The 24,418-nt window shown below is 59.1% G+C and carries 21 protein-coding genes; 9 read left to right on the top strand and 12 right to left on the bottom strand.

The features are described from left to right. Positions 1-6: 6 nt before the first annotated feature. Entirely contained in the window at positions 7-1,629 is a 1,623-nt protein-coding gene (locus ACW4YW_RS13915) for an HD domain-containing phosphohydrolase (RefSeq protein WP_457138097.1), read from the top strand. A 20-nt stretch (positions 1,630-1,649) separates the two neighbouring features. On the opposite strand, the gene ACW4YW_RS13910 is transcribed toward ACW4YW_RS13915, so the two are convergent. The 5 genes from ACW4YW_RS13910 to ACW4YW_RS13890 are packed head-to-tail and all read right to left on the bottom strand — an operon-like array spanning position 1,650 to position 5,912. Next, the gene (locus ACW4YW_RS13910) at positions 1,650-2,396 is read right to left on the bottom strand and encodes a UDP-2,3-diacylglucosamine diphosphatase (RefSeq protein WP_457138096.1); all 747 of its coding nucleotides are present in this window, start codon (positions 2,394-2,396) and stop codon (positions 1,650-1,652) included. 10 nt (positions 2,397-2,406) lie between these two features. Continuing rightward, positions 2,407-2,898: a peptidylprolyl isomerase gene (locus tag ACW4YW_RS13905; RefSeq protein WP_457138095.1), complete on the bottom strand. Its 492-nt coding sequence runs from the start codon at positions 2,896-2,898 to the stop codon at positions 2,407-2,409. Next, positions 2,895-3,578: a peptidylprolyl isomerase gene (locus tag ACW4YW_RS13900; protein WP_457138094.1), complete on the bottom strand. Its 684-nt coding sequence runs from the start codon at positions 3,576-3,578 to the stop codon at positions 2,895-2,897. Before ACW4YW_RS13900 ends, ACW4YW_RS13905 begins: the two co-directional genes overlap by 4 nt. A 29-nt stretch (positions 3,579-3,607) precedes the next feature. Next, positions 3,608-4,822, bottom strand: coding sequence for a L,D-transpeptidase family protein (locus ACW4YW_RS13895; protein ID WP_457138093.1), 1,215 nt, complete (start codon positions 4,820-4,822; stop codon positions 3,608-3,610). A 16-nt stretch (positions 4,823-4,838) separates the two neighbouring features. Beyond that, positions 4,839-5,912: a L,D-transpeptidase Cds6 family protein gene (locus ACW4YW_RS13890; RefSeq protein ID WP_457138092.1), complete on the bottom strand. Its 1,074-nt coding sequence runs from the start codon at positions 5,910-5,912 to the stop codon at positions 4,839-4,841. A gap of 141 nt (positions 5,913-6,053) precedes the next feature. Between ACW4YW_RS13890 and cysS the strand changes: the two genes are divergently transcribed. The 8 genes from cysS to ACW4YW_RS13850 all read left to right on the top strand — a co-directional run bounded on the left by cysS (position 6,054) and on the right by ACW4YW_RS13850 (position 15,856). Further along, complete coding sequence (cysS, locus tag ACW4YW_RS13885) at positions 6,054-7,421, top strand: cysteine--tRNA ligase (RefSeq protein ID WP_457138091.1); 1,368 nt, start codon at positions 6,054-6,056, stop codon at positions 7,419-7,421. Positions 7,422-7,592: 171 nt separating this feature from the next. Further along, a complete protein-coding gene (locus ACW4YW_RS13880) occupies positions 7,593-7,877 on the top strand; it encodes a hypothetical protein (RefSeq protein WP_457138090.1) in 285 nt (94 codons plus the stop codon). A gap of 282 nt (positions 7,878-8,159) precedes the next feature. Then, entirely contained in the window at positions 8,160-9,464 is a 1,305-nt protein-coding gene (locus tag ACW4YW_RS13875; RefSeq protein WP_457138089.1) for a TolC family protein, read from the top strand. Next, the gene (locus tag ACW4YW_RS13870; RefSeq protein WP_457138088.1) at positions 9,464-10,633 is read left to right on the top strand and encodes an efflux RND transporter periplasmic adaptor subunit; all 1,170 of its coding nucleotides are present in this window, start codon (positions 9,464-9,466) and stop codon (positions 10,631-10,633) included. Before ACW4YW_RS13875 ends, ACW4YW_RS13870 begins: the two co-directional genes overlap by 1 nt. Before the next feature lie 3 nt (positions 10,634-10,636). After that, positions 10,637-13,738 carry an efflux RND transporter permease subunit gene (locus tag ACW4YW_RS13865; protein ID WP_457138087.1) on the top strand — a complete coding sequence of 1,034 codons (3,102 nt, stop codon included), beginning with the start codon at positions 10,637-10,639 and terminating at the stop codon, positions 13,736-13,738. 16 nt (positions 13,739-13,754) lie between these two features. Continuing rightward, entirely contained in the window at positions 13,755-14,090 is a 336-nt protein-coding gene (locus tag ACW4YW_RS13860; protein ID WP_457138086.1) for a P-II family nitrogen regulator, read from the top strand. A 133-nt stretch (positions 14,091-14,223) separates the two neighbouring features. After that, on the top strand, positions 14,224-15,237 hold the full coding sequence (locus ACW4YW_RS13855) for a quinone-dependent dihydroorotate dehydrogenase (RefSeq protein WP_457138085.1): 1,014 nt from the start codon (positions 14,224-14,226) through the stop codon (positions 15,235-15,237). 1 nt (position 15,238) lies between these two features. Further along, entirely contained in the window at positions 15,239-15,856 is a 618-nt protein-coding gene (locus tag ACW4YW_RS13850; protein ID WP_457138084.1) for a glutathione S-transferase, read from the top strand. 92 nt (positions 15,857-15,948) lie between these two features. Here ACW4YW_RS13850 and clpA read toward each other — a convergent pair whose 3' ends face one another. The 7 genes from clpA to tgt all read right to left on the bottom strand — a co-directional run bounded on the left by clpA (position 15,949) and on the right by tgt (position 24,382). After that, positions 15,949-18,243 (bottom strand): ATP-dependent Clp protease ATP-binding subunit ClpA, encoded by a 2,295-nt coding sequence (gene clpA, locus ACW4YW_RS13845; RefSeq protein ID WP_457138083.1) that lies wholly within the window; start codon positions 18,241-18,243, stop codon positions 15,949-15,951. Between the two features lie 20 nt (positions 18,244-18,263). Beyond that, positions 18,264-18,575, bottom strand: coding sequence for an ATP-dependent Clp protease adapter ClpS (gene clpS, locus ACW4YW_RS13840; protein ID WP_457138082.1), 312 nt, complete (start codon positions 18,573-18,575; stop codon positions 18,264-18,266). A 108-nt stretch (positions 18,576-18,683) separates the two neighbouring features. Next, positions 18,684-19,946 carry an HlyC/CorC family transporter gene (locus ACW4YW_RS13835; RefSeq protein ID WP_457138081.1) on the bottom strand — a complete coding sequence of 421 codons (1,263 nt, stop codon included), beginning with the start codon at positions 19,944-19,946 and terminating at the stop codon, positions 18,684-18,686. A gap of 46 nt (positions 19,947-19,992) precedes the next feature. After that, the gene (gene secF / locus ACW4YW_RS13830) at positions 19,993-20,928 is read right to left on the bottom strand and encodes a protein translocase subunit SecF (protein ID WP_457138080.1); all 936 of its coding nucleotides are present in this window, start codon (positions 20,926-20,928) and stop codon (positions 19,993-19,995) included. Positions 20,929-20,964: 36 nt separating this feature from the next. Further along, the gene (secD, locus tag ACW4YW_RS13825) at positions 20,965-22,794 is read right to left on the bottom strand and encodes a protein translocase subunit SecD (protein WP_457138079.1); all 1,830 of its coding nucleotides are present in this window, start codon (positions 22,792-22,794) and stop codon (positions 20,965-20,967) included. Positions 22,795-22,860: 66 nt separating this feature from the next. Beyond that, positions 22,861-23,181, bottom strand: a complete 321-nt coding sequence (yajC, locus tag ACW4YW_RS13820) for a preprotein translocase subunit YajC (protein ID WP_407995039.1) — start codon at positions 23,179-23,181, stop codon at positions 22,861-22,863. Positions 23,182-23,269: 88 nt separating this feature from the next. Next, the gene (tgt, locus tag ACW4YW_RS13815) at positions 23,270-24,382 is read right to left on the bottom strand and encodes a tRNA guanosine(34) transglycosylase Tgt (protein ID WP_457138078.1); all 1,113 of its coding nucleotides are present in this window, start codon (positions 24,380-24,382) and stop codon (positions 23,270-23,272) included. Positions 24,383-24,418: the final 36 nt, after the last annotated feature.

The following is a 24,418-nucleotide window of genomic DNA, read 5'->3' as shown; positions in this document are numbered from 1 at the left end:
GGGTGAATGACGGCACGCGGCGCATTGGTCAAGCAGCTGGAAGACCTGAACGCAATAGGCATTGCCCTGTCTGCCGAGCACGACCACCAGCGGCTGCTGGAAATGATCGTGATGAGCGCCAAGCGCCTGACCAATGCGGATGCGGGCACCCTTTACAGCGTGACGCAGGACAAAACGCTACGCTTCGAGATCATGCGGACCACCTCGCTTGGCATCGCCATGGGCGGCACCACCGGCAACCCCATTCCCTTCCAGCCCCTGCCGCTTTATCTCGCCAACGGGCAGCCCAATCACCATATGGTGGCGGCCTATGCCGTGCTCAACGATTGCACCGTCAATATCGAGGACGCCTATTCAGCAGAGGGATTCGACTTTTCCGGGACGCGGCAGTTCGATGCGACTACCGGCTACCGTTCGCGCTCCTTCCTCACCGTGCCCATGAAGAACCACGAGGGCGAGATCATCGGTGTCCTGCAGTTGATCAATGCCAAGGATGCTGCCGGGCAGATCTTGCCTTTTTCCGATTCCAGCCAGCAGCTGGTGGAATCCCTGGCGTCGCAGGCCGCGATTGCGCTGACCAACCGCCAGCTGATAGAGGGTTTGCGGAATTTGTTCGAGGCCTTTATCCGCCTGATTGCCGGGGCGATCGATGCCAAGTCGCCCTATACCGGTGGCCATTGTAGGCGCGTGCCCGAACTGGCCATGATGCTGGCTGCCGCGGTGAACCGGGCGGCATCAGGGCCGCTCAAGGACTTTTACATGAACGGCAAGGAGCTGGACGAGTTGCGCATTGCCGCATGGCTGCACGACTGCGGCAAGATCGCGACGCCCGAATCCTTGATGGACAAGCCGACCAAGCTTTCCACGATTTTTGACCGTATTGGCCTGCTCGAGCAACGGTTTGCCTTGATGAAAAAACAGGCGGAATGCCGCCTGCTGCGGCAACAGCTCGAGGAGGCCCGCCAGGGGCGCGAGCAAGGGCGGGATACGCTTGAGCGGCAACATGCCGACTGGATCAGGCAGCTTGATGACGACCTCGCATTCTTACAACGGGTGAATGTGGGCTCCGAATCGATGCTCGCTGAGGATCAGGAGCGGGTGAAGAAGATTGCTCAATACCAGTTGGAGGACGAGTCAGGCAAGACAGTGAATTTCCTCACCGAGAACGAGGTGTACAACCTGACCATCAGTTCCGGCACGTTGACGCCGGAAGAGCGCCAGGTGGTGAATCAGCATATCGTCGTCACCATCGATATGCTGGAGTCCCTGCCTTATCCTCCTGGGCTGCAGCGCGTTCCTGAATATGCCGGCGGCCATCATGAGCGCCTCGACGGCCATGGCTATCCACGCGGATTGACCAAGGAACAGCTTTCCATTCCGGCGCGCTTGATGTGCATCGCCGATATCTTCGAGGCGCTGACTTCCGGCGACAGGCCGTACAAGAAGGCCAAGACCTTGTCTGAGGCATTGCATATTCTGGGGGAAATGAAGCTGGACCAGCATATCGATCCCGATTTGTTCGATATCTTCATCCGGGAAAAGGTCTACTTGCGATATGCCAGGCGCTACCTGCAACCCGGGCAAATCGACGCAGTGGATGAGGCGGCGATACCGGGCTACGCTCCGTGATCGCTTAACAAGTCAAATTGTCATGGTAATGGCCGGTTGCGCACGCCTTGCCGGTCTACAACCAGGCAGCTGCCCTGCTCGTACCAGTCGCCGAGCACCCAACGGTCCACCCTGTGGCCGTCCACTTCCAGGGTATGCAATGCAGGGCGGTGCGTGTGTCCGTGGATCAATAGTTCAGGGTAATCGTACTCGCGCAGCAATATAGTGACTGCCTCTGCATTCACATCCATGATGCTTTCCTGCTTGCCGGATTTCTCCTGCTCGCTGCGTTGGCGCAGTGCCTCGATCTGGGCCTTGCGCGCGCTGAGCGGTTGTTGCAGGAAAGCCTGCTGCCAGGCAGGGGCGCGCACCTGGCGGCGGAAATCCTGGTAGGCGACGTCATCGGTGCATAGCGCATCGCCATGGCTCAACAATGCGCGTTTGCCATACAGCGTGACGAGTGTCGGGTCGGGCAGCAATGTCAGCCCGGCTGCGGCGGCAAATGCCTCGCCAATGAGCAAATCCCGGTTGCCGTGCATGAAGTAGAGCTGGGTGCCTTGCTCGGATAATGCACGCAATGCCTGGATGATGGGCTGGTGCTGGGCAAGATCGTCGTCTCCGGCCCAATATTCGAAAAAATCGCCGAGGATATAAAGCGCCTCAGCTTGGCTGGCCTGCTGCTGCAGGAAGCCAAGAAACTGGGCGGTAATGGCGGGTCTAGAATCGCACAGGTGCAGGTCGGAAATCAACAGGCTGAATGCCGTTTTCTCCTGCCCTGCAGATCCCATGCTGGTGCTGCTAAACGATTTCTGCGCGTTCGATGATCACTGGCTCCAGAGGAACATCCTGGTGGCCGTTCTTGCTGCCGGTCTTGACCTTCTTGATCTGATCGACGACTTCCGTGCCGGCTGTCACTTTGCCGAACACGGCATAGCCCCAGCCTTGGGAGGTTGGCGCGGTGAAGTTGAGGAAGTCGTTGTCGGATACGTTGATGAAGAACTGGCTGCTGGCAGAGTCCGGGGCAGGCGTGCGCGCCATGGCGATGGTATAAGTCTTGTTCTGCAGGCCGTTGTTGGCTTCATTCTTGATTGCCGCATTGGTCGGCTTCTGCTGCATGTCCGAGGTGAAGCCGCCGCCCTGGATCATGAAGCCGTCAATTACGCGATGGAAGATGGTATTGTCGTAAAAGCCATCTTTGACGTACTGGATGAAGTTGGCAGCGGTGATCGGCGCCTTTTCCTCATCGAGTTCCAGGGTGATTTCACCGAAATTGGTATGTAGCTTAATCAAGGTTTCTTTCCTTTACTTTTGGTTGGCGTTTCTGTCTGCGCGATAGTTTTGACTTTCTTGTAGTCCAGGCGATCGGCAATGTTGATTGGCTGGTCCAGCAATGCCACCTTTTCAATGACGACCGGCTCGACCGGGACGTTGAGGTGAGCGCCTACTACCCTGGTTGGGCTTTTCCCTATGCGCTCGACCACGTCGATGCCCTTGATCACCTTGCCAAACACGCAATAGCCGATATAGGCGGCTTCGGGCTTGTGGAAGTTGAGGAACTTGTTGTCCGACAGGTTGATGAAGAATTGCGAAGTCGCGGAATTGGGCGCGAACGCGCGCGCCATGGCGACGGCGCCGTATTCATTCTTGAGGCCGTTGTTGGATTCGTTCTCGATTGGCGAAAAGGTGGATTTTTCCTTCATGTCGGCAGTGAGGCCGCCACCTTGCACCATGAAACGGTCCACAGTACGGTGGAAGGTAGTGCCGGTGTAGAAGTCGCTGGTGACGTACTGGATGAAGTTGGCGACGGTTTTAGGCGCCTTGTCCGGGTAGAGCTCGATGACGAAGCTGCCGTGATTGGTCTGTACTTCCAGCTGTTGCGGCGCATTGTCGGCGGCAATCGCCGCCAGGCTGGCGCACAGCATGGCTAGGTACAGGAACGGGGTGAGTAAGGCACGTGTTGTTGCGCGCATTAGAATTTCCTCCAATGTCAAAATCTGCATCATGCGGGACCTTCATACATGATCTTCCAGCGCTGATTGTCCCACACCCAGTACTGCTGTTTCTTCATACTGTTGGCGAGTGCATCGCTCTTGTAGTCCTGGTCGAAGCTGACCAAAACCATGGACGTTGGGGCATTAGGATAGCGGAACATGCTGATGTTGGATAGCTTGATCTGCACTTTGGCGTTGCCGGCCTGGATGCGCCGCTTGTTCTGGCTCCAGTTTTCCAGGTTGCCGCTATCGCTGAAGAAGTCCTTGGCATAGTGCGCAAGGTAGTGTTCCGTACTCTGCGCTTCCCAGTCACGGCGCCATTGTTCCAGGGCGTGATCCAGCGCCTGCTGGCGCTGCCTGGCCTCTTCGGGCGTGATCCATTCTAGGCTGTTGCTGATGATGACCGGTGTCGCGCCCTGCTGCAATACCGGGGTCAGGGCCTTGATGTCGGGGTTGGCAATGACGACGCAGCCGTCGCTGGCCTTGGGCGGGCGGCTGTAAACGTCCTTGGGCGTGCCGTGCAGCCAGATGCCGTGGCCTTTCTTGCCTTGTTGCCTATCCAGCGGGTTGGGGTAGTTCAAGGGATAGGCGGCCTCGCCGTAGAAATCTGGCAGCTTGCGCTCCAGCTTTTTCCCGGCGGTATAAACACCCAGCGGGGTGCGCTTATCCCCCTCGACGAATTTCTCGCTGCCGTTCTTGCCCATGGTGATGTAGTAGTCGACCAAGTGATGGGGCTGGCTGTCGCGGTTCTGGTAAACGTACAGCCTTGACTTCGCCGTGTCCACCACGATCGCATAGCGCTGTTCCGGCGCCATGCGCCAGAGCACGTCAGGGATCTTGCCCTCGTGCGGGGTAGCAAGATGGCGTTCTATCCTGGCCTTGGCTTCTTCCTGAAAGTCAGACACCGCGGCATTCTTTTCATCGCCCAGCTTGGTGGACTGTTGCGCAAAAGCCATCAGCAAGTCGCCGCGCACCAGGTGGGCAAGGCGGAAATTGGGTACGGTTTGCAGTAACTGGTCTATGGTATCCAAGGCTTCGCGCAACTGGCCCTCATTGATTTCAAGCAGGCTTTGCACCAGCAGGCGCTCGGCCTGATTGCTGCTGAATGCAGGCAGGACATTACCTGGGAGCGGGCTGGATTTGTCCGCCGTGGCGTTCCAGGGCAGCAGGCCGCCCCCGATGAGCAGGGCGGCGGATAGAAGTTTGGTAAAGCGCTTGATCATGCTCTAGTAATTAGGGTTACCGGTTTGTTAGTTCCTGCTGGATCAACCACTTGCCTTGCTGTTGAACCAGAACCAGTTGCTTCCGTGTGCGTTGCGATAGATGGTCAGCCTCGTAGGATTGCTGGAATGCTGCGCGCGCAGTATATTCATTTTCCATGCTGATTTGCACGTTGGTCAATTTGACCTCTATCCGTGAAGGTTTGCCGATGCGCGTTTTGCGTGTCGCTTCCCAGCTTGACCGGCTTTCTCCGTTTGGTGTCTTGAAGTCCTTGGCATAGCTGGCGAGATATTGCTCCACATTCTGGCTGGACCAGGCTTTCGCCCAGGATTCTACGGCATTCAGCACGGCTTGTGTCTGGTCAGTTTTCTTTTGTTCCGCAGGGGCTGTCGGTATCGCCGCTACTTCCGGCACGGCAGGCTTGGTACTCGCAGGCACAGGATCGGTAGCAGGCTTGCTGGTTTCCGCGGGCTTGGCAGGCGCGGGCACCGGCTTGGACTCTATCTTGGCTGGCGCCGGGGCTGTGGCGAGGCTGGGCTTGACCGCCTCCTTGGATGGCGCCTTGGCGGCAGCGATGTCGCCGGGCGGCGGCAATAAGTCCTTGATCAGCGCGAGCTTGCTCTTGGCGCGGCTGTTGCTGGTGTCGAGTTGCAAGGCCCGGCTGTACGATTCCGACGCCATGCGGGCGTAGATATCCCCCAGGTTTTCGTGGGCGGTAGCGTAGCTGGGGTGGGTGCGGATGGCGGCCTCGAGCGCGGCCTTGGCTTTTTCGTAATTGCCCTGGTAGGCATAGAGTACTGCCAGGTTGTTGTATGGCGCGGGTAGTTGCGGGTATTTTTCCGTGAGTTCGCTGAACACCTTGATGGCCTCGTCCTGCTTGTCGCTCTCGGCGAGCAGCACGCCCCTGAGGAACAGCGCCTTGGCATCGGTAGGCTGCTTGCCCAGGTAGCCGTTCAGGCGCTGCAGCGCCTGGGCTGTTTTGCCTTGTTCCGCGAGCTGGTTGATTTCGTCCAGTTCGCTTGCCCATCCCTTCGGCGAGAGCAGTAAAGCGGCGATCAGCAGGCTATGGCTCAGCGCGCGTGCAATAGGCATATGCTATAATTCCAGGCTATTATTATGGTCATAATTCTATCAATAAGCGCATGCAAGCACTACTGCCAGCGTAGCAGGCATGATCAACAACACGCTGCTTGATGACGAACCTTCCAATCCCTACACCTCGCAACCTGAACTATGTTGAAAATCTATAACACGCTTGCGCGCGCAAAGCAGACTTTTTACCCGATCGTGGCAGGCAAGGTCAGCATGTATGTCTGCGGCATGACAGTCTACGACTACTGCCACTTGGGGCATGCGCGCGTCATGGTGGTGTTTGACATGGTGAACCGCTGGCTGCGCAGTTCCGGTTACGACGTGACCTATGTGCGCAATATCACGGATATCGACGACAAGATCATCGCGCGCGCGAATGAAAATGGCGAGACCATCACCGCGCTCACCAGCCGCTTCATCGACGCGATGAATGAGGATGCGGCACGGCTAGGCGTCTGGCGTCCCGATCTCGAGCCGCGCGCCACCGACTATATCCATGAAATGATTGCCATGATCAGCGCGCTGATCGAAAAGCAGCATGCCTATGCGGCCGATAATGGCGACGTCTATTATGCGGTGTCCAGTTTCGCTAACTACGGCAAGCTGTCAGGTAAGTCGCTCGAGGATTTGCGTGCTGGGGAGCGAGTGGAGGTAGACGCGCACAAGCGCGACCCGATGGATTTCGTGTTGTGGAAGGCGGCCAAGCCAGGCGAGCCGAGCTGGGATTCACCTTGGGGCCCGGGCCGTCCGGGCTGGCATATCGAATGTTCCGCAATGGGCGCGCGGCATCTCGGCCAGCACTTTGATATCCACGGCGGCGGGCAGGACTTGCAGTTCCCCCACCATGAAAACGAGATTGCGCAGAGCGAAGGCGCGCATGGCTGCACGTTCGTCAATTACTGGATGCATAACGGCTTCATCCGCGTGGATGACGAAAAGATGTCGAAGTCGCTCGGCAACTTCTTCACTATCCGGGAGGTGCTTGAAAAGTACGATGCGGAAGTGGTGCGCTTCTTCATACTGCGGGCGCACTACCGCAGCCCGCTGAACTATTCCGACCACCACCTGGACGACGCCAAGCAGGCGTTGACCAGGCTTTACAACACCTTGCGCGGGCTTGAGCTGCCGCCGGCTGACATCGACTGGCAGCAGCCGGACGCGCAGCGCTTCAAGCAGGCGCTGGACGATGACTTCAATACGCCGGAAGCGTTTGCCGTATTGTTCGAGCTGGCGAACGAAGCCAACCGCACGGCGTCAGTAGTCCAGGCCGGCCTGCTCAAGGCGCTGGCCGGGCAATTGGGCTTGCTGCAGCGCGATCCTGACGAGTTCCTGCAAGGGGATGCCGCGGCGGGCATGGCTGCAGAGGAAATCGAACGGCTGATCGAGGAGCGGCTGCTGGCCCGCAAGGGCAAGAACTTTGCCGAGGCGGACCGGATCCGCGATGCGTTGACCGCGCAAGGCGTCATCCTTGAGGATACAGCACAAGGCACGAGCTGGCGCCGCATCTAGCGGCAGTACTCGCCTGGCGTTGTTGCGCTGCTTTGCCGAATCACTACCTGTATGGCCTGCCGCAGAACGCCTAGCCAGGAGCGCTTCGCCGAGTTTTGTTGGCCGCGTTTAATGTAGGGACAACGCCGCAAACTGGTTCTCAGCATTGGATTTTCTGGCTATAATCGAACCATGTCTTTTGCAAAACGCGTGTTTGCGTTACTCAGCGTCATTGTGTGCCTGTGTTTGTTTGCCCAGCAAGCCGAGCAATCGTATGCAATGGAGTATGACGATCCGAGTGTTACCCATGTGCAGCAGGTTGAAATGGATAATGACCGCGAGGTCAGCGAACCCATCCTGGTCATGCATATGCCTTTAGTGCGCCCGCCCTTTGTTTTTGATCTCAAGCTCGCCATTCTGGCCGAGACTTACCGCCAACCCGATCTCTTCCTGATTACCCGTCCTCCTATTGCCTGATTGCGCCTGGAATCCGCCCTGAGGCAGCATGTCTTCATCTAGCAAGTGCTGCATCGGTCAGTAGGATTTATCACGGTGTCACCTCCTGATGCATAGCCCTGGCCCAGGCCTTGCTAAGGATATCCCAGCAAAACAACGATATCCGACAGAAAGCGAAACCGAGCTACGGCAATAGTGCACATCAGGAACCTGCCCTTCGCGGCAGGCTAGTACGCTCCGCATATGTTGGCTATAAGCAATGCATCAATGTGGAAAAAGTTGATCAATCGGTTCAAAAGTGACATGAAAACAAACATAGAGACAGGCATGCGCCGGCATGGTGCATTGCCAGTACCGCAAGCTGGCCTGCGTACATTTTTTGTGCGCGTGCTATCCGTTATGCTGGTATGCGGTCATGTGCCAGCAGCATTGGCGGCATATACGCTGCCAGACATGATCGATACGGCCATGCAATACAACCCCGCGCTTGGCATTGCGGCGGCACAGCGCGATGCCGCGCAAGCCGCGGTCACCACCGCATCGACGTACAGCAACCCCCAGGTGGAAGCGGTGATGGGTCCAAGCCGTTACCTGACGCCGGGCGGGCAGGGCGGTAACCGCAACTGGAACGTCGGCTTGTCCCAACCCTTGGATTATCCATGGGTGCGCGAAGCCAGGATTGCGGCCGCAGAATCGGGGACCAAGGTGGCGGATGCCGGAACGGAACTGATCCGTATCGAGCTGCGCTCCCGTGTCAAGAATGCATTTTACGATGTCATCCAGCGCAAGGCCGTGCTCAGGCTGGTGGAAGGCGACCGCAACCTGCTGCAGCAGATCCGCGAGCGGGTCAAGCTGAGGGTGGAAGTCGGCGAGGCGCCCCGATATGAGCTGATCAAGGCCGATACCGAGGCGTTGGCTGCAGAGCGTGATTACCAATCGGCGCTGGTGAGGGTCAGCGAGGGCAAGGCCTATCTGCGCGGCTTGCTGGGTTCGAGCATCCCACTTGAGTTTGACGTGGAGGGCGAGTTGCCCATGGGCTACGGTTTGCCGTCGCTGGAAAAGCTGCGCGACCAGGTGCTGCACAGTCCGCAGTTGTCGCAACTGCGGGCGGCGACTGAAACTGCCGAGGCCAAGCTCAAGCTGGAGGAACGCTTGCGTAATCCCGGCCTGACGCTCAAGGCCAGCGTCGAGGAAGACCCTGACCTCAGGCAGATGCGCTTCGGCGTGGCGATTCCCCTGCCATTGTGGGACAGGCGCCAAGGCCCGATCGCGGCGGCTTCCGCCGACGTGCGCCAAACCCAGGCCACCCTGCACGACCGCGAGCTGGGGCTGCGCCGGGATATGGAGGCAGCCTACCAGCGCTACCTGATTGCACAGCAGCAGCTGGCCGCTTTCGAGAATGGCTTGCTTAGCCAGGCCGAGTCGGTGCTCAAGGTGGCAGAGGCCGCCTATCGGTACGGCGAGCGCGGCATCCTCGAGTATATGGATGCCCAGCGTACTTTCCGTGTCGTACGCAAGGACTACCTTGCCGCAAAATTCGATTATGTCAGCAGCATGCTGGAAATAGAGCGTCTGCTTGGTACAGAACTTCTGGAGGTTAAGCCGTAATGTTCCCCGATTCCTTATTGAAACCGTATTCCACCTTCGCGGCAAGCGGCCTGGTCGTGATGGCTTTGCTGCTGTCCGCCTGCAAGCCGGCCGAAACGCCTAATGAGGCTGCAGAGGAGCATAAAGACCCTAACATCGTCGAGCTTTCCGAGCTGTTGCAGAGCCAGGTCAAGCTTGCCCCCGCCGGCAAGGCGGAAATCCGAGAAGTCTTGCGCGTGCCCGGCAGCATCCAGGTCGATGACCAGCGCGTGGCGCGTATTGGCGCCTCGGTCACCGGGCGCATCACCGACATCAACGCGATCCTGGGACAAGACGTCAAGCAGGGCGAGGTGCTCGCAACGTTGAACAGCACCGAACTTGCGCAGAACCAATTGCTTTACATCAAGGCATCGCAGCAGATCGCGTTGCAGACCAAGGCGGTGGAGCGCGCGCGCCAGCTGCTCGAGGCCGATGTGATCGGGGCTGCCGAACTGCAGCGCCGGGAGGCCGAATTGAGCGCTGCCAAGGCCGATTTGTACACGGCCAAGGAGCAACTGCAGGTACTGGGCATGTCGGAAAAGTCCATTGCGCAAATCGCTAGTTCCGGACAATTGCGTTCCTACAGCAACGTGGATTCGCGTCTTTCCGGCACGGTGATCAGCCGCAAGGTCAACTTGGGCCAGGTGGTGCAGCCGGCGGAGGAATTGTTCATCGTCGCGGACCTGTCGCGAGTGTGGGCGGTGGCCGAAGTGCCTGAACAGCAGGTCGAGCTGGTGCAGGAAGGCGAGGATGTCGAGATCGAGATCCCGGCCCTGAGCAACCGCAAGTTCACCGGCAAGCTGATTTTTGTCGGCGACGTGGTGAATCCGCTGACGCGTACCGTCACGGTGCGTACCGACCTGGAAAACAGTGACGAGGCGATCAAGCCGGACATGCTGGTTTCCATGCTCGTGCAGTCCAAGCCTACGGTGCAGCTGGCAGTGCCCAGGCGTGCCGTGGTGCGCGAGAACGACAAGGACTACGTCTATGTCGAGATCGGTCCCAACCGCTTCCGCCTGCGCGAAGTGGAGCTGGGCAGCGAGTACAACGAGATGGCAGCCGTGGCGTCCGGCCTGGAAGAGGGCGAGACCATCATTATCGAGGGCGCTTTCCACGTCAATAATGAGCGCAAGCGCAAGGAACTGGAATAGGCCATGATCGAATCCCTCATTAGAGCTGCCCTCAAGCAGCGCCTGATCGTCGTGGTCGTGGCGCTGGCCTTGATGGCCGCCGGGGCGTTTGCCCTGAAGAAGCTTTCCGTCGACGCGTTTCCCGACGTTACCAACGTCCAGGTCCTGATCGCCACCCAGGCAACGGGCCGCTCCCCGGAAGAGGTGGAGCGCTTCATTGCCGTACCGCTGGAAATCGCCATGACAGGCCTGCCCGGCCTGGAGGAAATGCGCTCGATGAACCGCAACGGCTTGTCGTTGATCACGCTGGTGTTCACCGACAAGACGGATGTGTATTTCGCCCGCCAATTGGTGATGGAGCGCCTGATGGAGGTCATGGATCGCATGCCGGAAGGCGTGACGCCCATCCTCGGCCCGGTGGCGACCGGCTTGGGCGAGGTCTATCAATTCACCCTGGAGAAGCCGACTGACGGCGAAAAGCCGTTGTCGCGCGAAGAGCTGACCGAACGCCGCTCCATCCAGGACTGGGTGGTGCGCCCATTGCTGCGCGGTATCCCGGGCATTGCGGAAATCAATTCCCAGGGCGGTTACGTCAAGCAATACCAGGCTCTGGTCAATCCGGACCGCATGAGCCACTACGGCCTGAAGCTGCAAGACATTTACATGGCCCTGGCACGCAACAACGCCAACAGCGGCGGCGGAGTGTTGCCGCAGTATGCGGAGCAATACCTGATTCGCGGCGTGGGCTTGATCGAGAACCTCGACGATATCCGCAATATCGTGCTCAAGGAGCAGAACGGGGTCCCTGTCTACATGCGCGACGTGGCGGAAGTGCAGGTCGGGCATGAGGTGCGCGTGGGTACGGTGGTCAAGAATGGCTATACCGAGTCTGTCGGCGGCATCGTCATCATGATGCGCGGCGGCAATGCCAAGGAAGTGGTCAGCCGCGTCAAGGCCAGGGTCAAGGAGATCAACGAGCAGGGTATGTTGCCTAGCGGCCTGCAGATCGTGCCGTACTATGACCGCAGCGAGCTTGTGGATTCCGCCCTGAAAACAGTGACCAAGGTGCTCATCGAGGGCATCATCCTCGTCATCATCATCCTGTTCCTGTTCCTCGGCGATGTGCGTTCCAGCCTGATCGTGGTGAGCACGCTGATCCTTACGCCGTTGATCACCTTCATGGCGATGAACTATTACGGCATCTCGGCCAACCTCATGTCGCTGGGCGGCCTGGCGATCGCAATCGGCCTGATGGTCGACGGCTCGGTCGTGGTGGTCGAGAACGCATTCCACCACCTTGGGCATCGCCCTGGCGAGAGCAAGGTGCGCGTGGTGCTGGAAGCCGCAGCCGAGGTGGGAACGCCGGTATTGTTCGGCGTCGGCGTGATCATCCTGGTGTTCCTGCCGTTGATGACGCTGCAGGGCATGGAGGGCAAGATGTTTGCGCCATTGGCGTTGACGATCGCGATCGCGCTGTTCATTTCGCTGGTGATTTCGCTGACATTGTCCCCAGTGCTGTGCTCCTACATTCTCAAGGGCGGCAGTGGCGAGGATACGCGCCTGATCCAGGCGATCAAGCGTCCTTACCTGAAGATGTTGAACTGGGCATTGGCGCACGACAAGACCACCATCATTGCCGCTACTGCCTTGTTCATCGGCACTATCCTGCTGGTGCCGTTCCTCGGTACTTCCTTTATCCCGGAGATGAAGGAAGGCTCCATCGTGCCGGGGATCAACCGCGTGCCTAATATCTCGCTCGAGGAATCGACCAAGATGGAAAACGACGCCATGCGGCTGATCATGGAAAAGGTGCCGGGCGTGAAGTCTGCGGTATCCGGCGTAGGCCGCGGCGAGAGCCCGGCCGACCCGCAGGCGCAGAACGAGTCGACGCCGATCATCAGCCTCAAGCCGCGTGAAGAGTGGCCGGATGGCTGGACCCAGGACGATATCGCAGAAAAAATGCGTGAGGTGCTGGAGCATTCCCTGCCAGGCGTGCAGATTGTCATGGCGCAGCCGATTTCCGACCGCGTGGACGAACTGCTGACCGGCGTGCGTGCCGACGTGGCCGTGAAGGTGTTCGGCGAGGACATGACCCTGCTCAAGGCCAAGGCGGACGAGGTTTCCCGGATTGCCGGCGGCGTGCGCGGCGCCACGGAAATCAAGGTGGAGAAGGTTTCCGGCCAGCAATATCTGAACATCACCGTGGACCGGCATGCGATTGCGCGACATGGCATTAATGCCTCTGACGTGCACGACGTGATCGAGACCGCGATCGGCGGCAAGGTGGCGACGGAAATCTACGAAGGGCAGCGCCGCTTCAGCGCGGCGGTGCGCTACCCGGAGAACTTCCGCGGCAATATCGAGGCGATCAGCAATATCCTCATTACCTCGCCCAACGGTTCGCGGGTGGCATTGCGCGACCTCGCGAAAATCGAGGTGCGCGACGGCCCGGCGCAGATCAGCCGCGAGCTGGCCAAGCGCCGCGTGGTGGTCGGCATCAACGTCAAGGATCGCGACTTGGGCGGGTTTGTCGCCGAGTTGCAGCAGGTGCTGACCCAGAAGCTCAAGCTGCCCGAGGGGTATTATCTTGAGTTCGGTGGCCAGTTCCAGAACATGGAGCGTGCGATGGGGCACCTCATGGTGATCATTCCAGTGACGATAGGCGCGATCTTCTTCCTGCTGTTCCTGCTGTTCAATTCGGTGCGCTATGCCACCATGATCATCATGGTGCTGCCGTTCGCGTCGATTGGCGGGATTATCGCCTTGTTCCTGACCGGGGAATACCTCTCGGTGCCTGCCTCGGTCGGCTTTATTGCGCTGTGGGGGATCGCCGTGCTCAATGGCGTGGTGCTGGTGTCTTATATCCGCAGCCTGCGGGACGAAGGCCTGGGCCAGAACGAGGCCATCCTCAAAGGGTGCACGCAGCGCTTCCGGCCAGTGATGATGACGGCAACGGTGGCGATGCTGGCCCTGGTGCCCTTCCTGTTCGCCACGGGCCCGGGATCGGAAATCCAGCGTCCGCTGGCGATCGTGGTCATCGGGGGATTGATTACTTCCACCCTGCTGACGTTGGTCGTAGTGCCGACGCTATATCGCAAGTTTGAAGAACAGCGCGTAGAAGCATGATGACAAGGAGCAGAATATGAAAGAGATCAAAGCCATAATCCCGCCGCAGCGCCTGCCCAAGATCCGCTCCGGACTGCGCAACATCAAGAACTTCCCCGGCATGACGGTGAGCAAGGTGGAAGGGTGCGGACATCACGTGGCGCGCCCTACGCTCGGCATCCGCGAGGAACTCACGGATTACAGCCCCAAGGTGCGCATCGAGGTGGTCTGCCCGGACGAGCTGGTGGAAGGCATATTGCAGGTCCTCGTCGAAGTCGGGCATACCGGCCAGGTGGGCGACGGCATCGTATGGGTCACGCCGGTGGAACGCATGGTCCGGCTTTCCGAGCAGGTGCTGGTGCTGGATTGCTGAAGCAAGCAGCTGACGATGCTTTGAAAGGCACCTTGCAGGTGCCTTTTTTATTGCCTGTTGACGCAGTTGGCCTGCATGATGCTCCCGCTTCATGACCAGTGAGCTGGTGTGGTTTTTCCGGTAGAATTCGCCCATGCTTTATTCCATTGCCAAACCCTGGTTGTTCCGCCTGGATGCGGAGCGCGCCCATGACTTTACCCTCAAGAACCTGAAGCGGCTGGAGCGTTCCGGGCTGCTGAACCTTTATCCTCGGCCGTCCAAGTGCAAGCAGCGCCTGGTGATGGGGATCAATTTCCCCAATCCGGTCGGCCTTGCGGCGGGGCTGGACAAGAACGGTGCCTATATTGATGCGCTGGCTGGTCTCGGGTTCGGCTTTATCGAGATCGGCACGATCACGCCTCGTCCCCAGCCCGGCAATCCTAAGCCGCGCATGTTCCGCCTTCCAGAGGCGCAAGGGGTGATCAACCGTTTCGGCTTCAACAACCTCGGGGTGGACGCCTTGTTGCGGAACGTGGCTGCCGCCAGGTACAAGGGTGTACTGGGCATCAATATCGGCAAGAATTTCGACACGCCGAACGAAAGGGCGGTCGACGATTACCTGCATTGCCTGCGCAAGGTATACGCCCACGCGCATTACGTCACGGTCAACATCTCATCGCCCAATACCAAGAACCTGCGCGCCCTGCAGGAGAAAGAGGCCTTGGGCCAGTTGCTGCATGCCTTGAAGCTGGAGCAGCAGGCGCTGGCAGACCAGCATGGCAGATATGTCCCGATTGCGCTCAAGATCGCGCCTGACCTGGACGAGGCGCAGATCGCCGATATTGCCACATTGTTGATGGAGTACCGATTCGACGGCGTGATCGCCACCAATACCACCCTGGCGCGCGACATGGTGCAGGGCTTGCCGCATGCGGAAGAGGCGGGCGGCTTGTCGGGCGCCCCGGTGCGCGATCGCTCCACTGCCGTGATCCGGTCCCTTTCCGCCCATCTCGCCGGCGCATTGCCGATCATCGGCGTGGGCGGGATTCTCAGCGGCGAGGACGCCGAACAGAAAATCGCGGCGGGCGCCAGCCTGGTGCAGCTCTACAGCGGCCTGGTCTATCGCGGCCCGGTGCTGGTTGACGAAATCTGCCGCAAGCTGGGCTGAGGTGACGCAGCCTATCCTGTATTCCTACCGGCGTTGTCCCTATGCCATGCGCGCCCGCATGGCATTGCACTATGCCGGCATCGCGGTGGACATCCGCGAAATAGCGCTCAAGGCCAAGCCTGCGCATATGCTGCAAGTGTCGCCCAAGGGCACGGTTCCCGTGCTCGTATTGCCTGATGGTGCCGTGATCGATGAAAGCCTGGATATCATGCGCTGGGCGTTGCAACAGCATGACCCCGAGGACTGGCTCGGCAACCCGGCCCTGCTGGCGCGAGCGGAAAGTTTGATTGCCGAGAACGACGGCGCGTTCAAACGCGCATTGGACCGCTATAAATACGCGATTCGTTTTCCCGAGCAGCCACCAGAAGCGTATCGTGGCCAGGGCGAAGCATTCCTTCAGCAATTGGAGTCGCGCTTGCAGCAGCAGTCCTATTTACTGGGAGACCATGCGGGCTTGGCGGATGTGGCGATATTCCCGTTCGTGCGCCAGTTTTCCATGGTGGACCCAGCCTGGTTCGAGGCGGCGCCTTATCCCCGGCTGCGAGCCTGGTTGCAGGCGTGGCTGGCAAGTGTGCGCTTTGCCGCCGTCATGCAGAAATACCCGGTTTATGCTGGTTAAAAGCTGGACATTCCAAGTTAAAGTTTAACGTTGAGCATGCAAATACAAACGCCGCATTTCTGCGGCGTTTTTTTGACATCAATATTTGACCATCAGCCAGTGACATCAGCTTCCAAAGCCGGCTTGTTGTCCTTGGGCTTGCTCGACTCGTTAAAGCTGAGCTTGATATTGTCGTCCTTGTCGATATCCACATGCACATGGCCGCCATTGGACAGCTTGCCGAACAGCAACTCGTCCGCCAAGGCACGACGGATGGTGTCCTGGATCAGGCGCGACATCGGGCGGGCGCCCATGAGCGGGTCGAAGCCCTTCTTGCCCAGGTAGGCCTTGAGCGCATCGCTGAACGTGGCTTCCACTTTCTTCTCGTGCAATTGGTCCTCAAGCTGCATGAGGAACTTGTCGACCACGCGTACGATGATCTCTTCCGAGAGCGGTGAGAACGAGACGATCGCGTCCAGGCGGTTGCGGAACTCGGGGCTGAACAGGCGCTTGATGTCGCCCATCTCGTCGCCGGTGTTGCTGCTCAGGGTGAAGCCGATGCTGGTCTTGCTGATCGCTTCCGCACCTGCGTTGGTGGTCATGATGATGGTCACGTTGCGGAAATCCGCCTTGCGGCCGTTGTTGTCGGTCAGCGTGCCGTGGTCCATCACCTGCAGCAGGATATTGAAGATGTCCGGGTGCGCCTTCTCGATTTCATCCAGCAGCAATACGCAATATGGCGTCTTGTTGATGGCTTCCGTCAACAGGCCGCCCTGCTCGAAGCCGACATAGCCAGGAGGCGCGCCGATCAGGCGCGACACGGCATGGCGCTCCATGTATTCCGACATGTCGAAGCGGATCAATTCCACGCCCAGGGTATAGGCGAGCTGCTTGGCCACTTCGGTCTTGCCGACACCGGTAGGGCCGGAGAACAGGAAGGAGCCGATCGGCTTGTTGAGGCTGCCCAGGCCGCTGCGCGCCATCTTGATCGCGGCGGACAATGCCTCGATGGCCTTGTCCTGGCCGAAGACGGTGGCCTTGAGGTCGCGCTCCAGCGTCTTCAGCGCGTTGCGGTCGTCGCTGGAGATGTTCTTGGGCGGGATGCGCGCCACCTTGGCGATGATATCCTCGATCTCTTTGTTGCCGATCACCTTCTTTTGCTTGGATTTCGGCAGGATGCGCTGCGCCGCGCCAGCCTCGTCGATGACGTCGATCGCCTTGTCGGGCAGGTGACGGTCGTTGATGTAGCGTGCGGACAACTCGGCAGCCGTGTTCAGGGCCGAGGCGGTGTATTTCACGCTGTGGTGCTTCTCGAAGCGCGACTTGAGGCCCTTGAGGATTTCCACGGTTTCGGAAACGCTGGGCTCGACCACGTCGACCTTCTGGAAACGGCGCGACAGGGCATGATCCTTCTCGAAGATGCCGCGGAATTCCTGGTAGGTGGTCGCGCCTATGCATTTGAGCGAGCCGTTGGAAAGCGCCGGCTTCAACAGGTTGGAGGCATCCAGCGTGCCGCCGCTGGCAGCGCCCGCGCCGATCAGGGTATGGATCTCGTCGATGAAGAGGATGGAGTCAGGCTGGTCCGCCAGTTTCTTCATCACGGCCTTGAGCCGCTGCTCGAAGTCGCCGCGGTATTTGGTGCCAGCAAGCAGGGCGCCCATGTCCAGCGAGTAGATCACGGCGTTCTCGAGCACTTCCGGTACGTTGCCTTCCACGATGCGGCGAGCCAGGCCTTCGGCGATGGCAGTCTTGCCGACGCCGGCCTCGCCGACCAATAGCGGGTTGTTCTTGCGGCGGCGGCACAAGGTCTGGATCACGCGCTCCAGTTCCTGGGCGCGGCCGATCAATGGGTCTATCTTGCCAGCCAGTACCTGCTGGTTGAGGTTCTGGGTATAGTTTTCCAGCGCGCTGGAAGGAGATGCCTCGGTTTCCGCTTCCTGCTCGGTTTCAGGGCGCTTGGCATTGCTGCCGTCGGTGACCTTGGCGACGCCATGGGAAATATAGTTGACCACGTCCAGCCGCGTGATGCCTTGCTGATGCAGGAAGAACACCGCGTGGGAATCCTTCTCGCCATAGATGGCGACCAGGACGTTGGCGCCGGTGACTTCCTTCTTGCCGGAAGACTGTACATGGAGGATGGCGCGCTGGATCACGCGCTGGAAGCCCAGCGTCGGCTGGGTGTCGACTTCCTCGTTGCCTTCCACCGTAGGCGTATGCTCTTCGATATAGTTGCTGAGCTCGCTGCGCAGATTGTCAAGGTTGGCCCCGCATGAGCGCAATACGTCCGCCGCGGTGGGGTTGTCGATCATGGCCAGCAGCAGGTGTTCCACGGTAATGAGCTCGTGGCGCTTCTGCCGGGCATCCATGAATGCCATGTGTAGGGATACTTCAAGTTCTTGCGCAATCATCTAAGCTTCCTCAGCTTTCTTCAGGCTTCTTCCATGGTGCATTGCAGCGGGTGCTGGTGCTCACGGGCATAACTAATGACTTGGTTTACCTTGGTCTCGGCGATGCCGTGCGGATAAACGCCGCATACGCCCGCGCCCTCGGTATGTACTTGGAGCATGATTTGCGTCGCTTGTTCACGGTTTTTCTGAAAAAAGCGCTGCATGACATCCACCACGAATTCCATGGGCGTGTAGTCATCATTCAGCAGAATGACCTTGTACATCGAGGGCGGCTTGGTATTGGCCTTGCCGGTTTTCTCGACAATGTTGTCCTGGTGTTTGATGCTAGCCATACGTTGATCTATTTTGAGCCGAATGCAGAAATTTTCAAGTCCGAAATGAGTAGGGTTATTACCGGCACCCATTTTCACCCATGCAAGATTTCTGCCATCCAATGTTAATTACGGATAAATTCTGACAGTTTTTACAGCGCGATCCTGGGTTTTGAGGATTTCCAGTTTGCAATCGCCGATTTTGAGCCCGATGCCGGGCTCCGGGATATCCTCGAAATGTTCGACAATAAGCCCGTTGAGCGTGCGCGGGCCGTCGACCGGCAGGTCGATGCCCAGCTTTTTGTTGATGTCGCGCAGGCTGTTGCTCGCATCGACGAGCCAACTGCCCCTGTCCTCCTTGCGGTAAGCCAGCTGCTCCGCCGATACGTTCTCAAAATCGCCGATAATCGCCTTGATGATATCTTCGAGCGTGACCAGGCCCTTGAGTTCACCATATTCGTCCACGACCAGCGCAATGCGCTGCTGGCATTGCTTGAATTCCTGCATCTGGGTGTAGACCGGCGTACCGGATGGGATGAAGTAGGGCGCTTCCATATGCTGGCCCAGCAGTTGCTGGCTAAGGGTCTTGGTGCGCAGGACGCTCATGATGTCCCGGATGCGCAACATGCCGATGATCTCCTCGTTCGGCCCCTTGCGCACCGGCAAGCGCGAATGCTGGCTCTCGGTAATCTGGGCAAGGATTTCCTCCATCGGCGCCTCGAAATCGATGATTTCGAGCTGCGTGTGCACCGTCATGATTTCATCGACGGTGGTCTGCTCCAAGTCCAGCAGGTTCAATAATACCTCGCGGTGTTTTTGCGGGATCGGGCTGGTGGTTTCGCTGAAGATGCTGCGCAGCTCCTCTATGCTGGTGGTATGGTTGCTCTCGGTAAAGCTGACTTTCATGCCCAGCAGGCGCAATAGACTGTTGGCGCACAGGTTGGCCAGCCATATCAACGGGTAGCCGACCTTGACCAACGGCAGCAATACATAGCTGAACGACAGGGCGAGGGGCTCGGCATACCGGGATGCGATGACCTTGGGCGTGATCTCGCTGAAGACCAGGATGGCAAAGGTGATGAGCACGGTGGAAACCGGCATCAGCAGCTCGCCGAGGTTGAACAGGCGGATGCTGATGAAGGCGGCAAGCGTGGCAGCGGCGGCATTGGCCAGCGTATTGCCCAGCAGGATGGCGCCGAGAAACTGCTCGCGCTCGTTGAGCAACCTGGTGGCAAATTCGGCGCTGCGTAAACCTTCTTTGGCGAGGATGGTGAGCCGATGCCGGTTGAGCATCAACAGGCTGGTTTCGGCCATGGAGAAAAAAGCGGAGGCAAATAGCAGCAGGGCAAGAATGCCCAGCTGCCATAGTAAGGAACTGTCCAACGGTATCAATCGGGGAATGAGATACCGCTAGTTTCGGCGCGAAGCGCCAGCTTTGTCAAGGCAGGGCTTCTTCCGCCTCGGGTTTCCTTTCGCCGCCGATCAGGTTCTCGCGCGATACGCCAAGGTACATGGCGATCGGGCTGGCTACCAGTACCGAGGAGTAGATGCCGAACAGGATGCCGATGGTGAGCGCCAGGGCGAAGTTATGCAGCACTTCGCCGCCGAAGAACAGCATCGACAGCACCATGAGCTCGGTAGAGAAGTGGGTGATGATGGTGCGCGACATGGTGCGGGTGATCGCGTTGTTGATCACGTCAGGCACGCTGGCCTTGCGCATCTTGCGGAAGTTCTCGCGCACCCGGTCGAACACCACCACGGATTCGTTCACGGAGTAGCCCAGCACGGCGAGCACCGCCGCAAGCACGGTAAGGTTGAACTCCCACTGGAAGAAGGCAAAGAAGCCGAGGATGATGATGACGTCGTGCATGTTGGCGATCACGGCCGCCACGGCAAAGCGCCACTCGAAGCGCATGGCCAGGTAGGCCATGATGCCGACACAGACGAACAGCATCGCCAGCGCGCCCTTGTCGTACAGTTCCTGGCCGACTTGCGGGCCGACGAACTCGACGCGGTGCAGCTTCACTTCAGGATTCTCGGCAGAAAGCGCCGTCAGCACTTTCTCGGAAAGCTGGGCCGTGGACAGGCCGGGCTTGATCGGCAGGCGGATCAATACGTCCTGGCTGGTACCGAAGTTCTGCACGGTGGCATCCTTGAGGCCGATCTCGTCGACCGACTTGCGGATGCTGTCGAGATTGGCCGCCTGCGGGTAGCTGACTTCCATCATCGTGCCGCCGGTAAAGTCCACACCCAGGTGCAAGCCCTTGGTGGCCAGGAAGAATACCGACAACAGGAAGGTCACGAGCGAGATGGTCGTCGTGAGACGACCATAGCTCATGAACGGTATATCTTTTTTGATTCTGAAAAATTCCATGATATTTACTCTAGTGTTTTACCTGTTGATCGATAGTTAGCCGATGGACAGCTTGCTGATCTTGCGGCGATAGCCGTAGATCAGGTTGATGACCGCACGGGAAACCAGCACTGCCGAGAACATCGAAGTCAGGATGCCCAGCACGTGCACGACGGCAAAGCCCTTGACCGGGCCAGTGCCGAACATGAACAGTGCCAGGCCGGCAATCATGGTGGTGACATTGGCATCGAGGATGGTGCCGAATGCGCGCTCATAACCCGCATGGATGGAAGCCTGCGGCGTATTGCCGTTGCGCAGTTCCTCGCGGATACGTTCGTTGATCAGCACGTTGGCATCGATCGCCATACCCAGGGTCAGTGCGACCGCCGCGATGCCGGGCAATGTGAGCGTGGCTTGCAGCATGGAGAGCAGGGCAACCAGCAACAGCAGGTTGATGCTTAGCGCCAGCACGGAAACCGTGCCGAACAGCATGTAGTAAATAATCATGAATGCGGAAATTGCAACAAAGCCCCACAGCGTGGAATGCATGCCGCGCTCGATGTTGGCTTCGCCCATGCTGGGGCCGACGGTACGCTCCTCGATGATTTCCATCGGGGCGGCCAATGCGCCGGCGCGCAGCAACAGTGCGACGTCAGTGGCTTCCTGCGTATTCGCCATGCCGGAAATCTGCACGCGGCCGCCGCCGATTTCCTCGCGGATCACGGGGGCGGTAATGACTTCAGCCTGGCCTTTTTCGATCAGCAGGATCGCCATGCGCTTGCCGACGTTTTCACGCGTGGCCTGCTTGAAGATGCGGGCGCCGCGCCCGTCCAGCGTCACGTGCACCACGGCGCCGCCGCCTTGCTGGTCCATGCCTGGGCCGGCATCGGTGATGTAGTCGCCGGTCAGCACCACGTTTTTCTTGACCAGCATGGGGATGCCGTTACGGTCGGTGTAGAACTCGGTGCCGAACGGCACCTGGCCCTTGGAGGCGTTTTCCAGGGTGACCGCGTTGCTCTTGTCCTCATCCACCATGCGGATTTCCAGCGTGGCGGTACGGCCGAGGATTTCCTTGGCCTTGGCGGTATCCTGTACGCCCGGCAGCTGCACGACGACACGGTCAATGCCTTGCTGCTGGATCACGGGCTCGGCAACGCCCAGTTCGTTGATACGGTTGTGCAGCGTCTGGATGTTCTGCTTGATGGCGAATTCCTGGATGCGCTTTTTCGCCGGTTCGCTCAATACGGCAGTCAGGACCTTGTCTTCGCCGCGGTCGGAAGTGCGGAAGGTGAGGTCGGGATAGTCTTTTTCCAGGGCGCGTTGCGCCTTGTTGAGTTCGGCCATGTCCTTGAAGCGGACATTGACGGCTTGGCCATCACGGGAAACACCGAGGTAGCTGAGGCGGGCGGTGCGCAATGCGCTGCGGAAATCGCCGACATAGCGCTCCGCCGCCTGGTCGAGCGCCGCCTTCATGTCCACCTGCAGCAGGAAGTGCACGCCGCCGCGCAGGTCCAGGCCCAGGTACATCGGGCGGGCGCCTATGCTGCGCAGCCATTCGGGGGAGCGTGAAAGCAGGTTGAGCGCAATCACATAGTCCTTGCCCAGCCGCGCCTGGAGCGCATCCTTGGCCTGCAACTGGATGTCGGTGCTGGGGAAGCGGACCTTGACGCCGGTAACGTCGAGGAACAGCGCCTCGAACGGGATGTTCTCCTGCTTCAGGATGTTTTCCGTGTTTTCCAGCAGTGCTGCATCCACCTTGGTATTGGCCTTGGCTGCAGTGATCTGCACGGCCGGGGATTCGCCGAACAGGTTAGGGGCTGCATAAAGCAGGCCTACCAAGACGACAACCAGCACCATCAGGTACTTCCATAAAGGGTAGCGGTTCATGAAGCGGCTCGCATTTCAGTGTTTCAGTGATGTTAAAGATCGGGATTCAAGTATGTGCCAACTTGATTACAGTGATTTGATCGTGCCCTTGGGCAACAGGGTCTGCACAGTGTGCTTTTGTACGGTGATCACGGTTTCCGGCGCGATTTCCAGGCTGACATAGCCTTCGCCTACCTTGGTGATGCGGCCGACGATGCCGGAGCTGGTGGTCACTTCGTCGCCTTTTTGCAGGGCTTCGATCAGTTTGCGTTGTTCCTTGGCCTGTTTCATTTGCGGGCGGATCAGCATGAACCAGAACAGCACGAAGATGACGATCAGGGGGAGGAAGCTCATCCAGTCTGGAGCGGCCTGGGCTGCATCAGCAGCGTACGCAGAAGCGATTAACACGGGTAAACCTTTCTTCTCAATGGGTAGAAATACTTGAAGCGCAAAATATTAGCCCAAAATTCTAACATAGTGTGGCATATGCGCTGGATTATGCTGATTGCTGCAGTTTTTGCCGGTCTTGCCGGAATTTGGCGGCAAATGCCGCGAACCCGCCCTGCTCGATCGCCTGGCGCATGCCGGCCATCAGTTCTTGGTAGTAATGCAGGTTGTGGATGGTGTTGAGGCGGGCGCCGAGGATTTCGCCGCTGCGGTGCAGATGGTGCAGGTAGGCGCGGCTGAAGTGGCGGCACGTGTAGCAGGCGCAGTCCTCGTCCAGCGGGTGCGTATCCTTGCGGTGGCGCGCGTTCTTAAGCTTGATGTCGCCGTGGCGTGTGAACAGCCAGCCGTTGCGCGCATTGCGCGTCGGCATGACGCAGTCGAACATATCCACGCCGTGCGATACGGCGGCGACCAGGTCTTCCGGCGTGCCAACGCCCATGAGGTAGCGCGGCCTGTCCTGCGGCATTTGCGGCGCGGTGTGGGCGAGGATGCGCAGCATGTCTTCCTTGGGTTCGCCTACGGAGAGTCCGCCTATCGCATAGCCGTCGAAGCCGATCTCGGCGAGCCCGGCCAGCGATTCGTCGCGCAGGTCCTCGTACATGCCGCCCTGGATAATGCCGAACAGCGCGTTCGGGTTGCCCTGGTGCGCGGCCTTGCTGCGCGCGGCCCAGCGTAGGCTGAGGCGCATGGAGTCGCGCGCCTCGATATGCGTCGCGGGATAGGGCGTGCACTCGTCGAAGATCATGACAATGTCAGAGTTCAGCACTTTTTGGATGCGCATGGATTCTTCGGGCGTGAGGAAACAGCTGTCGCCATTGATGGGGGAGCGGAAGCGCACGCCTTCCTCGGTGATCTTGCGCAGGTCGCCCAGGCTCCATACCTGGAAGCCGCCCGAGTCGGTGAGGATGGGGCAGTCCCAGCCCATGAATTGGTGCAGGCCGCCGAATTCGCTGATGACTTCCAGCCCAGGGCGCAGCCAGAGGTGGAAGGTGTTGCCGAGCAGGATATGCGCGCCGGTGTCGCGTACCTCGACCGGGGACAACGACTTGACGGAGCCGTAAGTGCCGACCGGCATGAAGGCCGGGGTTTGCACATCGCCGTGCGCGAGGCTGACGGTACCGCGCCGTGCGGCACCGTCTTGCTTGATTAGGGTAAATTCCATGATGCTTAGCCAAAATTCAAGCCGCGATACTACCAT

The organism is Methylobacillus pratensis (assembly GCF_054072455.1).
Note: the sequence above shows the minus strand (reverse complement) of the source record. Positions and strands in the feature narration are given on the sequence as shown.